Below are 15,373 nucleotides of genomic sequence, written 5' to 3' on the forward strand. Positions count from 1 at the left end.
GCAGAAGCACAGCCCGGCCTTCGCGGGATCACCCCGCTTCCACGAGACGCAGTTGCGGCACGGCCGGGCGGCGCCAGGTCGGGGCGGCCAGGCGGATCGACAACTCGATCAGGGCCGGGCCGGCCAGATGCAGGCGCGCCTCTCCGACCGTCCAGCGCCAGGCCGCGGCGTCGAGATGCTCGATCGCCTCGAAGCCCTCGCCAAAGGCGGCGTCGCCGAGCACGACGGCCTCGCCATCCACCCGCAAGGCCTGGACGGCCACGCCGAGGCGGCGGTGATCGGTCGAGCCTTCGACCGTCTCGGCCGGCTTGGACGAGCGCGAACGCAGCGCGAGCGTCCTCGCCGCCGGCGCCATGAACCAGACGCGGCCGCCAACCGTCCGCAACGGCGCGATCTCGACCCCGTCGGCGAGCAGGGTCAGGTCCGGGTCGGCGCAGCGCGTCCAGCCCAGTTCGACCGCCCGCGCGTTCAGCTGAGCACGCATCCGGGCAAGCTCGGGGCCCTCGCGCAGCACAGGCGCGCAGGCTTCGTCCCAGCCGATGGGATCGAGGCGACCATGCAGGCTGACGTGCTGAGGCGCGTTGCCGAAAGCATGGCGGTTGCCGTCGTCGAGATAGGTCTCGCACGGCATGCCCTCGGCCAGCAGGACGTCATGGGCGTCGAGTTCGACGTGATAGTAGCGGATCGCCGCGACGGGCTCCTGGGCGATCGTCGCGCCATTGGCCAGCAGGCTGACCGGAACCAGCACGCCGTCGACCATGACCGCGTGCCCGGGCGACAGCAGCAGGTCGCGACGCGGAACCCCGGGGCCGAAGGCGTGGGCCTTCACCCGGATCGGATCCACCTCGTGGCGTCGCGGATGGCGATCGCAGGCGACATGGCGCGCGCCGATCCAGATCACCGGACGGCTCTCGCCAGAGGCGGTGGCGACCAGATCGCCGACTTCCAGGGCCTCGACGGCGACCTCGCCACGCTCGGTGGTCACCAGCGTGCCGGCGGCGAAACAAGGGGGCGCCACATAGACCGCGTCGTTGCTGGTCAGGACGATCGGGAACGTTGGTGCGTTGGGGTTCGAAGGCCGACCGTTGATCTGGTCGAAAACCTGGTCGCCGTCGGTGTCCTTCAGCGTGACCCGGTGCGGATGGCCCGCGGAGTCGTTGTAGTCGAACGTCATGCCGTAGCCGCCGCCATAGGCGAAGTAGTAGTCGCGGCTGTCGGGGTCGCTGGCCCACAGGTCCATCAGCGTCTGATAGGCGCCGCTGGTCTGGATGTTGGGGACCAGCGAGCCGTTACTCAGCAGCTTGGCGCCGGTCGCCACGTTCGAGAGGTCGCCGAGCGTCAGCGTCGGGTCCTTCGAGATGAGGATCCCGTCGGCGGTGAAGCCATGCACGTAGTAGGTGGCGGCCACCCCGCCGGTATTGGTCAGGGTGAACGAACCAAACGTGGGATAGTCCGTCGCGGTGCCGGCGACGTAGTTCGATACCGCGTTCGAGATCGTGTAGCCGGAGGTCCCGGGGGACACGAAGACGATCTGCAGGCCCGTCGACGGCGACGAGGCGGACGGGTTGATCGTCGAGGTGCTGACGGCCGACACCTGCTCCGAAGTAAAGGCCACGCCGTTCAAAGTGCTGATGTCGAAAGTCGGCATTTATCCCCCAGGGCGACCGTCGCGACGATCGTCGAATAAACCAAAGTCCTGATTGTCGTGCCCTGCCCTGCCTTCGCGATCATTGTGCTTAAGCACAGGGCCCGGCCGCTGGCGGGCGCCCAAAGTCTGGAACCCGCCATCCCGGTCGGACCTGTACGTTCCACACAAAAAGGGCCCCGGCTTCCGCCGGGGCCCCAGTTGCAAGGGGAAGTTTCTGGGGTCTGGCGCGGATTAGGCGCCGACGATCGTGCCAGCGCCGCAGGTCGTGTTGCCCGTGGTCGTGCCGGCGACGTCCAGATAGAGGTTCAGCGGACGGGTCGCGGTGGTCGGAACCAGGAACGTCGCGCGGATGGCGGTCGCCCAGTTGCTCGGCAGCGCGGCCAGGCCGGCGTTGGCCAGCAGGCCCGTGCTCGGATCGGCGATCAGGGCCGTGTCGAGCTGGTTCAGGATGCCGGTGTTCGACGAGCTGGTCAGGGTGCCCAGCGACGCGCTGTCGGCGTAGCAGGTGTAGCTGATCCAGTTCACGGTGCCGATGATCGGATACGAACCGGCGACGTTCGGGTTGGCCAGCGGCGAGGTCTTGCTCGACGACTGGACCCAGTCCTGCGGGTTGGCGCGCAGGCCGTTGGCGGTGTTGGTCGCGCTGTAGCCGCCCGTGGCGTTCGACTGGGGCGGAGCCAGGGCGCCGAAGGCGGCCGTGGCGGCGGCCGGTTGCGGCTTCACGTAGGCGCCGAGGGCGTTCTGCAGCGAGGCCGAGGCCAGGCCGTAGTTGTTGCCCGTGTTGGTCGAGAAGGGCAGCGTGTAGTCGGCGCCGACGTAGCCGATGCGGGCCTGGACGACTTGGTCGCCGGCGTTCGAACCGGGCTGAGCGGTGAAGGCCAGGTACTTGGCCACGCCGTCGCTGCCTTCGGCGCGGGTGAACTTGCCCGAGACTTCGCCGGTCACGACGTTGGTGCTCTTGTTGTAGGTGCCGCCCTGGATCGAGGCCGGCAGGGTCGAAGCGCCGTCAGCGAAGGCGTTGCCCGACAGCGAACCGCAGACGGCGGCCAGGTGGCGGGTGAACAGGCCCGTGGTGCCCGAGCTTTCCGAGCGGCCGACGATTTGCAGCGGAACGCTGACGCCGCCGGTCAGCGACGTGCCGCCGTTCAGGGCGGTCAGGGCGCTGTCGCTCCAGTCGGTGATCTGGCCGTTGAAGATCTTGCAGTAGGTGGCCGCGTCGAGCTTCAGCTCACCGCCGACGAGGTTGAACGAGACGCTCGTGACCGAGCCGTCGGCGTTGCGGACCTTCTTGTAGACGGGGTCGAAGGCCACGGCGACCGGGGCGATGGCGACCGGGAACTGCACGAGGGCGCCGTAGAGCGGCTTCGGCAGCGGGTACTGGCCGGCGGTCGGCGAGGCCGCGACGGTCACGCCCTGGACGGTGCCGCCGTTGTTGTAGACGTTGACGTCGCTGGCGCTCAGCGAGGTTTCCGACAGGCCGTAGTGGACGCGCGGCCAGAACTGGTCGCCCGCCGTGGCCAGGTCGATGTCGCCGTACTTCGAGGCGTCGTGGCTGTAGATGCCGGCGATGCCCGTGCCCGAACCCGTCGAGATGTAGCGGACGGTGTTCGAGGTCAGCGAACCGCCCGTGCAGAACTGGGTGGTCGGCAGGGTGCTGGTCGGCACGGCCTTGACCAGCAGGGTCTCGTGCGTGCCGTAGCAGTCGGCGGCCTGGCGCCAGTACGGGGCGATCAGCGAGGAGCCGCCCCCGTTGACCTGGGCGTGGGCGGCACCGGCGAAGGCGGCGCAAGCGGCGATGGCGCTCACGCCGGCGATGGCGCGAAGCTTCAGCTTAGACATGGGGTGGTCCTTTATCCGTGGTGCGGTTGAAACCAGGCTCAAGTCACCGGCCCGCACCGTCATGGAGCAGCCGCCGGCTCGCCCTCCCCGTCGGCCAAATCCGACGAGAAGACGCTTCGCGTTCCTGAGGTGTTAGCCCCCTTCAGCCCCGCGATGGCCAAATCATTCAACTCAACCGAGAAATCGTCAACGCGCCAAAGTTGAAGTTTTTGAAGCAGAAAGCATATCAAAAATAGTACAACACCATGAACGAGCACGAGTATATTTATCAAACGACAAATATAGCCGCGACCGCAACGGCCGCGACTTCAATTCCTTTCAAATTATACTGAAGCTATAGCGCTATCAGGCCAGCACTGACCGCCCGAGCGACGGCGGCGGTCTTGTTCGGGGCGTCGAGCTTCTCGCCCGCGCGGGCCAGGTGGAACTGCACGCCGCGCCGGCTCAGCGCCAGGGTCGCGGCCGCCTCCTGCTCGGTGTGGCCCAGCGCGGCCAGCCGCAGCACCTCCAGCTCGCGCTGGCTGAGCCCCTTCGCCTGGGCGTCGGGCGCGGACCGCGCCGTCGCGTGAAGACGGGCGGCGGCGAGCAGCAAGGCCGCAGCCGCCGGTTCGGCCAGTTCGGCCTTGGCCACGCCGCGGAACAGGGTCACGAAGGCGGGACCGCCCGCATAGTCCTGGATGGGCGCGATCACGCCGGAGCGAACGCCCCAGGCGTCCAGGGATCGCAGCACCGGCCGCGCCTTGGCGTCGTCGGCGAACTCCTCGAGCGTCCAGGCGAAGGGCGTGAAGCCGCTCGCGGCGCGTGCGGCCAGCGGATCGAGGTCGAGATAGCCGCGACGGCGATAGAGGGTCTCGTCGAGCCCCCCCGTCGACACCAGCTGACGCGGCTCCTGGCGCAGCGGCGGCAACTCGGCCTGGATCTCGCTGATGGGGCGGCGATGGCCGATGTGCATGTAGAAGCCGCCCGAAAAGCCGTTCAGCCGCGCCAGTTCGGCGAGATCGGTGCGCAGGACGTCCAGCGGACCGGCCGGCGCGGAAGCGCGGCTGGCCAACGCGAGGGCTCCGCGCACGCCGCTCATCGCGCGCACGCCTCGAAGCTGTTCCCCGTCGTAACCACGCCTCGCGACGCCATGCTTTCCCCACTTGCTGGCCCGTACAGGATGGGCGCGATTGGTAGACACGGCGCTGGGGCTCGCGACGACACCGGCTTTCGTGAAGTTTTGATGGCGGGCGCCGCGTCGCCGGTGCGCGGACTTGACGGCCAAGGCCTTCCCGGCTCTGTCGGCGACCGCCGCCGGGAGATAAGCCTGACCTCCTCGACCTCAGCTCCACCTCGCGTCTGGCTGGACGCCCCTCGTCGCCGCGAGCGCGAGGGAGTCGGCGTGGCGCGCTACGCCGCGGTTCTGGCCCAGACACTGGAAACCCTGGGCGCGCCCCCGGCTTTCGTGCGCGACGCCGCCCCGAGCGACGCCCGAGCGCAGAACCGCCTCGCCGCCTGGCTCCGGGCCCAGCGCGCCGGCGTTCGCCGCCTGCGCCCGGCGGGAGACGACCAGACATGGACGAGGCGGGACCTGTTCGCCGAGGCCCAGTCCTACTTCAATCGCCATGGCCGCCTGATGGAACTGACAGTCCCGGATCCGCCGACGGTGATGCACTGGACCTATCCCGTCCCGCTCGCGATGACCGGGACCCGGAACCTTTACACCATCCACGACCTGATCCCCCTGCAGCGCCCCGACCTGACCGGCGTGGACCCGCGCCGCCACCGGCGGCTGCTGGAGGCGGTCGCGACCCGGGCCGATCACCTGGTCGCCGTCTCGGAACACACGCGCCGCGCCCTGATCGAGATCCTGGGCGCATCGCCCCACCGGGTGACCAACACCTGGCAAGCCTCGCCGGACGCCGAACGGAACAGCCCCGCCGAATGGCCGCCCCTACCGCCCGGCCTGGTCGAGAAAGGCTATTTCGTCGCGGTCGGCGCGATCGATCCCCGCAAGAACCTGACGCGACTGGCAGCGGCCTGGCGCGCGGCCGGCGCGCCCCTGCCGCTGGTGATCGTGGGTCCGGACGGCTGGCGGGCGGAGACTGTTCTGAAAGGCCTGCCGTCCGATCCACGGCTGATACGCCTGCCGTGGCTGGAGCGACGAGCCCTGCTGGCGCTGATCGCCCGAGCCCGGGCCCTGCTCTTTCCGTCCCTGGCCGAAGGCTTCGGCCTGCCGGCGCTGGAAGCCATGCATCTGGGCGCGCCGGTGCTGGCCAGCGCCGAGGACGGTCTGGCCGAAGTCGTCGGCGACGGCGGCCTGCTGGTCGCGCCCGAGGACGAGGCCGCCCTGGCGGCGGCCATCGGCCGCCTCGCGGGAGACGATCGCCTGCGCGAAACGCTGATCCGCGCCGGATCCAAGCGGGCCCTGGCCTTTTCCCATCATGCCTATGGCCGTCGACTGGCCGCCCTGTACCAGGCCGTGGCGGACCAGTCTCTTGCGCCCCTCCACGACGCCGGATGACTTAAAAAATTCACGATCTCGGATGTCGCTCGCCAGCCAGGCGCCCTGTCTTCCAATCGGGGGCGAGCGGACACGGCTGAGCTGCGCGTTCCTGAGAATTCGCGCGCGTAGAGCCCTCAGGGCTTCACGAACGAGAACATCGGCGGATCTTCCGAAGTAGCGCTCGGCCCAGCGAGTTCCGATGCAGGACGAGTACGACATCGCGCAGGGGGATCCGGCCAGAGAAGCGGCCGTCCTGGACCAGCGCGAAACGCGCGCCGCGCCGAGCGGCGCGGCCGATCACCGGCGCGCCGCTCTCGATCTCGTCGAGCGCGCCGAGCGCGCGGTGGTGGCCGCCCTGCCCCGTCGGGTCGACGAACGCACTCTGGCCGACAGCGTCGGCGCGACCTTGCAGCACCTTCGCTATGCGTTTCGCACCACGCGCGGCTCTTCGATCTATGCGGCGCTGGCCGACCTGCGCCTGCGCCATGCGCGCGACTTCCTGGCCGGCGATCCGAGCCTGACGCCGGCGGCGGCGGCGAATTTCTGCGGCTTCGGCCACATCGGCAACTTCCGGCGCGCCTTCCGCCAGCGCTTCGGCCACGATCCCGACCATGCCGCCGCGCCGGACAGCGAGCCGACCGCATGAGCCTTATCCTGGGGGGGCGACGCGTCGGCTCGCCGCGAACGGCCGCCGTGACGACGCAGCCGGTGCTGCGCGCGCCGCCGTTCGGACGGCGGCGGCCAGTCGTCAGCCGGCTGCGAGACTTCGATCGCGCCCTCGACGAATGCGCCATGGCGCCGCTGGCCGAGCGCGAACGCGCCGCCGCCCTTGCCCGCAAGCTGGCGGACGAGCGCCTGGGCGGCGCGTTCTGGGCCCCGTGCGCCGGCCTGAAGCCCGGTGCGATCCTGCTGCGCCCGCGGGGTCTCTCTGAAGGCTGCGCCATGCTGTCGGCCGCCCTGGCCAGGTCCTCGGGCGAGGCGATCGTGATCAGCGCGCCGGATACGCACTGGGCCGCCAGCCTGCGCGGCCCCGCCGACGTGGCGGGCGCCAGGCTGATACCGGGCGAGCGCGATCCCTGGTCCCTCGTCGAGAACGCTCGCCAGGTCGTCGCCCACGCCGACGATCCCGTGGCCTTCCATGCCGCGGTCATCGGCCGCCCCGTGCGCTGGACCGGACCGCGCGACCTTTCCGGCTGCGGCGCCGACGCCCTGGCCCAGGCCTTCCTGCTGGCCGGCGTGGCCTATCGCGACCCGTTCAGCGGCGAGCCCTGCCAGGCCGAGGACATCGCCGCGCTGCTGGCCGACTGGCGGCGTCACCTGGACCGCACGCGCGGCGTCGCCGTCTGCGTCGGCATAGCGCCCTGGAAGCGCCAGGCGGTGAGCGACATGTTGGCTTCGCCGACGGGCGCGCCCGCCATGGCCCGGCGCCGGCGCGGCCTGGCGCTGGCGCGCTCGAGCGGCGGCGTGGCCGCGGGCTGGGCGACCCGACTGCCCAACGGCTTCGACGTCGATGCGGCCCAGGCCGGCGTCGTGCTGGCGCGCATGGAGGACGGCTTCCTGCGATCGGCCGGACTGGGCGCGGGACTGGTTCCCCCGCTGTCGCTGACGCTGGACCGGCTGGGCGCGCACTACGATCCGGCGGTCGCCAGCGAGCTCACCCGCCTCCTGACCTCTCCGGCCGTGCGCGATCCGGTCCTCTTGGCCAGGGCCGAACGCCTGATCGAACGCCTGCGCGACGCGGCCGTCGGAAAGTACGGGCAGGATCGCTCGGCGCCGTTCGTCCGGCCGGACGCCGCACGCGTCGTTCTGGTGGTCGGCCAGGTCGAGGACGACGCATCCGTGCGGTTCGGCGGCGGCGGCGTGCGCGGCAATCTCGACCTCCTGGCCAGGGTGCGTGCGATCGAGCCCAAGGCCACGATCCTCTATCGCCCCCATCCGGACGTCGAGGCCGGACACCGTCGCGGCGGCGTTCCCGACCATGCCGTCCTGACCCACGCCGATCAGGTGGTGCGCGCACCCGGACTGCCCAGCCTGGCGGCGGCCGTCGACGCCGTGCACGTACTGACCTCGCTGGCCGGCTTCGAGGCCCTGCTGCGCGGGACGCCGGTCGTCACTCACGGCCATCCGTTCTACGCCGGCTGGGGCCTGACCACCGACCTGGCGGCGCCGTCGCGGGGCGAACTCGGCCTTCCCGCGCTGGTCGCCGGCGCGCTGATCCTCTACCCGCTCTATCTCGATCCGAAGACGCGCCTGCCGTGCCCGCCCGAGGTGCTGGTCGACCGCCTGACCCAGGCTCCGCCGCCGCCCGGCGCCCTCGCGCGACTGCGCGCGCTGCAAGGGCGGCTGGCCAAGAGCCTGGAGACCCGGGGATGAGCCGACAGGTTCTCTTCCTGCAGGGGCCGCCCGGACGCTTCTTCGCCGACCTCGCGGAGATCTTGCGCCAGCGTGGATGCGGCGTTCACCGGGTGAACTTCAACGGCGGCGACCAGGCGTCGTGGCGCATGCCCGGCGCGGTCAACTATCGTGGCCGGACGCGAGACTGGCGCGACTTCCTGAGCGCCCTGCTCGCCGCCCGAAAGATCACCGACATCGTCCTGTTCGGCGACTGCCGCCCCCTGCATCGGGTCGCCGCCAGCCTCGCGCGCGACATGGGCGCGGTGCTGCACGTCTTCGAGGAAGGCTATCTCAGGCCCGACTGGATCACGCTGGAACGCGGCGGCGTCAACGCCCACTCTCCCATGGACCGTGATCCGGACTGGTATCGCACCACGGCCGTCGGCCTGCCGCCGGCGCAGGCCAGCGCTCCCCTGCCGTCGTCGCTGGGCCGGCGCGCCCTGGCCTGCCTGGCCTACTACGCCGCCGAGATCGCCCTGCGCCCCGCCTTTCCGCGCCACCGCACCCATCGCCCCTGGGGCGCGCTGACCGAGGCCGGCGGCTGGATCGCGCGCCTGGCCCGCCAGGGCGCGGCGCAGCGTCGATCACGGACGGCCCTGACAGGCCTGAGACCGGGGGACTACTTCATCCTCCCCCTGCAACTGGATTCCGACTACCAGCTGCGCGTCCATTCCACGTTCCATGGCATGCGCCCGGCCCTGCGCCGTGCGCTGACCTCGTTCGCGCGGCATGCGCCCGCCGACGCGCTGCTGGTCGTCAAGACCCACCCCCTGGACAACGGCCTGATCGACTGGAGACGGGCCGCCCTGAGCCTGGCCCGGACCGAAGGCGTCGCCGGGCGGGTGGTCTTCGTCGAGGCCGGCGACATCGTCGAACTGGTCGGCGGAGCGCGCGGCGTGGTGACGGTCAACAGCACCACCGGGACGCTGGCGCTCGCCGCCGGCCGGCCCGTCAAGGTTCTCGGCCGAGCCGTCTACGACATCGACGGCCTGACCCATCAAGGACCGCTGGACGATTTCTGGAACGCGCCGTCCGCGCCCGATCCCGACCTCTACGAAGCCTTCCGCCGCGTGCTCGCCAACCGCTGCCTGATCGCGGGCGGCTTCTACGCCGGCGGCATGCGCGCAACCCTCGCGGCCTGCGCCGACCGGATACTGGCGCCCCACGCCGGCCGGTCCAGCGTCGCCTCGCCCCTGCTCGAACTGGCGCCGGCCGAATGACCGATCTCGTCCTTCTTCGCGACCGCGTCGGCGCCCCCCGCCGCCAGCGATCGATCTTCGTCGCCTCCCGCCCCAGCCCCCGCGTTCCCGCCGGCGACAGCCCGGTGATACTCGACCTCTCGCGCCTGCTGTCGCGCGCCCTGCACGCGACCCCCACCGGCATCGACCGGGTCGAGATGGCCTATGCCCGGGAGCTGGCCCGGCTGATCCCCGACCGGCTGAGTCACGCGGCGATCCTGCCCGTGGGTCCCCACGCCCGCCTGGATCGCGACGCCACGGCCGACTTCCTGGCCGAGACCGAAGCCCGCTGGACCGCCGGCGACGCCGCGAGCGCACCATCGCGGGGCCTCAGGCTGGCGCTGAAGGGCTGCCTGGCGGCCCGCCCGGGGCTGGCCGAACGGGAGGCCTCGTCGCGCCCCGCCGCTTACCTCCACCTGTCGCCGCGGGGCCTTGAACGCAAATCCCTGTACGAGGCCGTGCTTCGTCGCCGCAACGCCCGGCTGGTGACCCTGGTCCACGATCTGATCCCCCTGGAGCACCCGGAGTTCGCGCGCCCCGGCGGTACGGCCGCCTTCGAACGCAAGCTGGCCACCGTCACCGCGCTGTCCAGCGGCGTGCTGACCAACTCCCAGGCCACGGCGAGAGCGCTCGCCCCCCATCTGGCCCGGGCCGGCAACCGCGCGCCCGTCAGGGTGGCCCCGCTGGGCGTTCCCAGGACCACCGCCGATGGAAGGCCGCCCGTCGGCGCCGCGCCCTACTTCGTGGTGCTGAGCACCATCGAGCCGCGCAAGAACCATATGCTGCTGCTTCACCTGTGGCGGCGAATGGCCGAGACGAGGCCTCCGGCGGCGGTGCCCCGCCTGGTGCTGGTCGGGCGGCGCGGCTGGGAGAACGAGAACATCCTCGACCTGCTGGACCGCGCCCCGGCCCTGAAGGGCTGCGTGGTCGAGCACGGCCGCATGCCCGACTCCGAGATGCGGCGCCTTCTCGCCGGCGCCACGGCGCTCCTTTGCCCTTCCTTCGCCGAGGGCTACGGCCTGTCGGTCGCCGAGGCCCTCGAGGCCGGCGTGCCGGTGATCGCCAGCGACATCCCCGCGCTGCGCGAGGTGGGCGGCGACGTGGCCGAGTATCTCGACCCGCTGGACGGCCCGGCCTGGGCCCGCGCGGTCGACGACTACGCCGAAGCCGGCTCTCCGCGCCGCGCCCGGCAGATGACCCGCCTTGGAGGCTGGCGACCCACGCTGTGGAGCGAGCACATGCAGATCGCCCTCGGCCTGATCGACGAGGTCACCCGATGAGCCTTGGCCAACTGGCGCGCGGGGCCGACAACCAGGCGCACGTGATCGGCGCGCTGATCCTGCGCGAACTGCACACCCGCTATGGCCGCGACAACATCGGCTACCTCTGGATGATCGCCGAGCCGGCCCTGCTGGCCGTGGCCGTGGCCGCCCTGCATTCCGGCGGCGGCGTCTCTCCCCACGGCGGCGGCGTCGCCCCGGTGCCGCTGGCCCTGGTGGGCTACTGCGTCTTCATGATCTTTCGATCGGTCGTCACCCGCGCGGAGACGGCGCTGGAAGCCAACAAGCCCCTGCTCTTCCACCGGTCGGTGACGATCTTCGATCTGCTGGCTTCCCGCGCGGTTCTCGAGGCGCTGTCCACCACCGCCACCCTGGCGATCCTGCTGAGCGGGGCCTGGAGCCTCGGCCTGGCCGCGCCGCCCGCCCGCCCCCTCCACCTCATGGCCGCCCTGGGCGCCATGACCTGGCTGTCGTTCGGCATTTCGATGCTGGTCTGCGCGGCCACCTACGACAACCGCCTGGTCGCCAAGTTCGTGCACCCGGCGACCTACATCCTGATGCCGATCAGCGGGGCCTTCTTCGTGCTCGACTGGATCCCCCCGCCCTATCGCGACTGGCTGGCCCTGTCGCCGATCAACCAGATCTTCGAACTGGCCCACACCGGCCAGTTCGCCAGCGTCGACAGCCCCTACGTTCACGGCGAGCAGATCGTCGGATGGTGCCTGGCCTTCACGCTCGCGGGCCTGCTGGCCCTGCGGGTGCTGCGCCGGCACGTGCACCTCAACTAGCCGGTGGAGATTTTCGACCGATGGATGGTTTCGCGCCCCCGCTCGCCCCTCCCGCCGAGATCGACGCCGTCTCGCCCCGGCTCCGGTCATTTCCGGACCCGGCTTCGACAGCCGCCCCCGCGACGCCGGCCCGTCCAGGCTGGAACTGGGCCGGCTGGCTGAAACGCTGGCGTGCGTTTCTGCTGGTGGTGGTCGCGCCGACGCTGCTGGCGGCGCTCTACTACTTCCTGCTGGCCGCCAATCTCTACGAGTCCGAGACCCGCTTCCTGGTTCGCGCCAATGCGACCGGGGCGGCCGCGCCGTCCGCCCTCGGCCAGATGCTGGGACTGGGCGGCGCTTCGTCGTCTCAGACCGAGGCCCGCGCCCTGGGCGAGTACCTCACCTCGCACGACGCGGTGGCCGCGCTGCAGGCCCGGCTGGACCTGCGCGGCGTCTACCGGCGCCCCGAAGCCGACCTGCTGGGCCGGCTGCACGGCGCCACACCCGAGAGCCTGCTGAAGTATTATCGAGGCAAGGTGCGGCTGACCTACGCTCCCGAAAGCGGCGTCACCACCCTGACCGTCCAGGCCTTCCGGCCCGAGGACGCCCAGAAGATCGCGTCTGCCCTGCTCGATCAGGGCGAAGCGCGGATCAACGGCTTCAACCAGCGGGCCCTCGACAACGCCCTGGGCGTCTCGCGCCGCCAGCTGCGGGCGGCGGAAACCCAGATCGCCGAGACCGAGAACGCCCTCACCCGCTTTCGCCAGGGCCGCCGCGACATCGACCCCGAGCGCACCGGCGCGGCCCAGATCTCCGCCCTGGCCCAGCAACAGCAGCAGCTGGCCCTTGCGCGCGCCCAACTGGCCAGCGCGAGCGCCAGCCTGGCTCCAGACGCTCCCCAGCGCGTGGCCATGACCGCCCAGGTCCAGGCGCTGCAGGCCCAGGTCGACGCCGCCCAGGGCCGGCTGGCCGGATCCGATCGGGCCGTCGCCTCGAACCTCGGCGCCTACGAGGCGCTGAAGCTTCGCCAGGCGCTGGCGGCCAAGCAGTACGAAGGCGCGCAAGCCGCCGCCCTGGCCGCCAACGCCGAGGCCCTCAAGCAGCAGATGTATGTCGTTCGCGTGGTCGAGCCCAACCTCCCGGTCAAGGCTGTGGCTCCCGCCCGGGCGCGCATCGTCGCCACGATCTTCTTCGGATTACTTCTCGCCTACGGCGTCGGCTGGCTGATCCTGGCCGGCGTCCGGGAACACGCCTCCTAACCCGACGGAAACGCCCGTTCATGCCTCTCGCCCTGAAAATCCGGAAGTCCTCCGGCGTGTCGGTCACTCCGGCGGTTCACCGGCTGCTGAAGACGGCCAACGCCGCGCGCGACGGCGCCGACTGGCCGACCGCCGCGGAAGCCTACCGGGCCGCGCTCGACCAGGCCCCCGACCTGACCCACATCTGGATTCAGCTGGGGCACGTGTTGAAGGAGGGCGGCGACCCCGAGGCGGCCCGCGAGGCCTACGAAACCGCGGCCCGGCTGACGCCCGACGACCCGGATCCTGGCCTGCACCTGGGGCACCTGGCCAAGACCCAGGGCGACGTCGCCGGCGCCGCCCGCGCCTATCTCACCTCGGCCGCCCTGAGCGCCGACGGCGACGCCACCGCCGAACTCCGCCACATGGTGACCGGCCACGCGCCCGCCCCTCCCGGCGTCTTCGAGGCCTGGCTGAGCGGATCGTCCCAGGCCGGGCCGCCTGCGCTCGACGTCGCCGCGCAGGCCCGCGAGGCCGTCGCCGCCCTCGTCACCGCGCTGAAGCGCGCCCCCGGCCACGACCCGGACGCCCTGGCCCAGGCCCAGTCGGCGGCCGACCTGATCGCGACCCTGGACACCGGCGTCCAGACCATGACCGAAGATGGCGCGGTCTCGCCGTGCCTCGTGTTCGACGTCTCGGACCTGTTCACCTATTTCCGCAACGTGCGTTCGCCGACCGGCATCCAGCGCGTGCAGATCGAGATCATCACAAACGCCCTGGCGGCCGGCGTGTCGGCCAGGATCTGCTGCTTTATCGAAGCCCGCGACGAATGGGTCGAGATCCCCGAACGCATCTTCACCCGCCTCTGCGCGCTTAGCCTCGACGGCAACGAAGGCGAAAGCGCCGAATGGACCGTGGCCCTGAACGGGGCCTTGATGACGCTGAGCATCGCGCCGCCCATGGCGTTTCCGCGCGGGGCGTTCCTCATCAACCTGGGCACCTCCTGGTGGCTGCAGAACTATTTCCTGCAGATCCGCTGCATCAAGCAGAAGCACCAGGTCCGCTACGTGCCGTTCGTGCACGACATGATCCCGGTGCTCCACGGCGAGTTCTGCCCCAAGGCGCTCATCCAGGACTTCATCTCGTGGGCGATCGGCGTCTTCGAGCATGCCGACTTCTTCTTCGTGAACTCGGAGTCGACCAAGCGCGACCTGCTGCGCGTCGGCGCGTTCCTGGGGCGCGAGGTCGAGCCCGACCTGGTTTCCGTGGTCCGGCTCGACGCGGACATCCGCAAGCCCGGGCGCGTCGCGGCCAAGACCGATCTGCTGCGGCGTTTCGGTCTGGACGGCTCGCCGTTCGTACTGTTCGTGTCGACCATCGAGCCGCGCAAGAACCACCTCCGGGTGTTCGAGGCCTGGCTGGCGCTGCTGAAGAAGCACGGCCCCCGGCGCACGCCCAAGCTGGTCTGCATCGGCCATCCCGGCTGGCTGAACGACGCGATCCACGAGCAACTCACGGCCCACGAGGCCCTGGCCAGCCACGTCCATCGGTTCATGTTCGTCTCGGACCAGGAACTGGCCCAGTTCTACGAGCGCTGCCTCTTCAGCCTCTATCCCAGCTTCTACGAAGGCTGGGGCCTGCCGGTGACGGAATCCCTGTGCCACGGCAAGACGGCGCTGGTCGCCAACAGTTCGTCCCTCCCCGAGGCGGGGGGGCCGTTCGCCGCCTATTTCGATCCGAACTCCACGCCGGAGCTGATCGCAGGTCTGGAGACCCTGATGTTCGACTCCGCGGCGCGAGCCGAGCGCGAGCGCTGGATCGCCGCCGAATTCCGGCCGCGCGCCTGGTCGGAGCTCGCCGAGCAAATGGCCGGAGACGTCGAGGCCTGGGCCGACCTGCCTCCGTCGACCTGGCGACCGATCGCCGCCCCCGAGGTGGGCCTTGGCGCCTATCACGCCTTCGGCCGCAATCGCAGCACCCGGATCTGGCCCGCCATGCGCTCCGGCGAGGTCTATCGGGACAGCGCCAACTGGTGGGGACCCGACGACTGGGGCTGCTGGACGAAGCCCGGCGGCAGCGCCCTGCGCCTGTCGGTTCCGGTACAGCGCCGGCTTAGGCTGCACCTGCATATTCGCGGCTTGCCGGCCACCACATGCCCCTACACAGTCGGTTTCGCCGACCAGACCGCGCAAGGGGAGCTGCGACCGGCCGAGGAAAAATGGCTCGCCCTGGACGTACCGGCCGAGGCGGTCGAGGACGGCCTCCTGGTCCTGACCCTGAGGGGCGAGGCCAGCGAGGATCTGCGCGGTTGCACCGACGGCTCGGACCAACGTGTCGTTTCGTTCGGGGTCAACGGGTTCTTCGTCTGCGAAGCCGACGACGCGGCCGCGCGCTTGGCGTTCATCGAGGCCGTCGCGCTCGGGAACCTTCCCGACATCCTGCACGGTCGCGAGCCGGCTGCATACGCATCGCTTGCCCAGTGAG

General features: G+C 70.9%; 11 protein-coding genes. 8 read left to right on the forward strand and 3 right to left on the reverse strand.

Annotation, left to right across the window (positions count from 1 at the left end):
* Window positions 1–28: 28 nt before the first annotated feature.
* The 3 genes from C1707_RS18900 to C1707_RS18910 all read right to left on the reverse strand — a co-directional run bounded on the left by C1707_RS18900 (window position 29) and on the right by C1707_RS18910 (window position 4,538).
* Entirely contained in the window at window positions 29–1,648 is a 1,620-nt protein-coding gene (locus C1707_RS18900; protein WP_123170779.1) for a Hint domain-containing protein, read from the reverse strand.
* A gap of 231 nt (window positions 1,649–1,879) precedes the next feature.
* The gene (locus C1707_RS18905; RefSeq protein WP_101715385.1) at window positions 1,880–3,487 is read right to left on the reverse strand and encodes a substrate-binding domain-containing protein; all 1,608 of its coding nucleotides are present in this window, start codon (window positions 3,485–3,487) and stop codon (window positions 1,880–1,882) included.
* Between the two features lie 334 nt (window positions 3,488–3,821).
* Window positions 3,822–4,538 carry a helix-turn-helix transcriptional regulator gene (locus tag C1707_RS18910; RefSeq protein ID WP_164467401.1) on the reverse strand — a complete coding sequence of 239 codons (717 nt, stop codon included), beginning with the start codon at window positions 4,536–4,538 and terminating at the stop codon, window positions 3,822–3,824.
* Between the two features lie 330 nt (window positions 4,539–4,868).
* On the opposite strand from C1707_RS18910, the gene C1707_RS18915 reads away from it, so the two are divergent.
* The 8 genes from C1707_RS18915 (at window position 4,869) to C1707_RS18950 (ending at window position 15,372) form a co-directional block, all read left to right on the forward strand.
* The gene (locus tag C1707_RS18915) at window positions 4,869–5,990 is read left to right on the forward strand and encodes a glycosyltransferase family 4 protein (RefSeq protein ID WP_164467402.1); all 1,122 of its coding nucleotides are present in this window, start codon (window positions 4,869–4,871) and stop codon (window positions 5,988–5,990) included.
* Window positions 5,991–6,171: 181 nt separating this feature from the next.
* Window positions 6,172–6,618, forward strand: coding sequence for a helix-turn-helix domain-containing protein (locus C1707_RS18920; RefSeq protein ID WP_101715382.1), 447 nt, complete (start codon window positions 6,172–6,174; stop codon window positions 6,616–6,618).
* Window positions 6,615–8,345, forward strand: coding sequence for a capsular polysaccharide export protein, LipB/KpsS family (locus C1707_RS18925; RefSeq protein ID WP_101715381.1), 1,731 nt, complete (start codon window positions 6,615–6,617; stop codon window positions 8,343–8,345). Before C1707_RS18920 ends, C1707_RS18925 begins: the two co-directional genes overlap by 4 nt.
* Window positions 8,342–9,586 (forward strand): capsule biosynthesis protein, encoded by a 1,245-nt coding sequence (locus tag C1707_RS18930; protein ID WP_101715380.1) that lies wholly within the window; start codon window positions 8,342–8,344, stop codon window positions 9,584–9,586. The genes C1707_RS18925 and C1707_RS18930 overlap by 4 nt, the downstream gene beginning before the upstream one ends.
* Window positions 9,583–10,884 carry a glycosyltransferase family 4 protein gene (locus tag C1707_RS18935; RefSeq protein WP_101715379.1) on the forward strand — a complete coding sequence of 434 codons (1,302 nt, stop codon included), beginning with the start codon at window positions 9,583–9,585 and terminating at the stop codon, window positions 10,882–10,884. The genes C1707_RS18930 and C1707_RS18935 overlap by 4 nt, the downstream gene beginning before the upstream one ends.
* Window positions 10,881–11,672: an ABC transporter permease gene (locus tag C1707_RS18940; RefSeq protein WP_101715378.1), complete on the forward strand. Its 792-nt coding sequence runs from the start codon at window positions 10,881–10,883 to the stop codon at window positions 11,670–11,672. The genes C1707_RS18935 and C1707_RS18940 overlap by 4 nt, the downstream gene beginning before the upstream one ends.
* Before the next feature lie 20 nt (window positions 11,673–11,692).
* Window positions 11,693–12,910, forward strand: a complete 1,218-nt coding sequence (locus C1707_RS18945) for a KpsE/RkpR family capsule polysaccharide export protein (RefSeq protein WP_164467403.1) — start codon at window positions 11,693–11,695, stop codon at window positions 12,908–12,910.
* A gap of 56 nt (window positions 12,911–12,966) precedes the next feature.
* Entirely contained in the window at window positions 12,967–15,372 is a 2,406-nt protein-coding gene (locus C1707_RS18950) for a glycosyltransferase family 4 protein (protein WP_164467404.1), read from the forward strand.
* The last annotated feature ends 1 nt before the right edge of the window (window position 15,373 follow it).

It is taken from the genome of Caulobacter flavus (assembly GCF_003722335.1).
GTDB lineage: Bacteria > Pseudomonadota > Alphaproteobacteria > Caulobacterales > Caulobacteraceae > Caulobacter > Caulobacter flavus.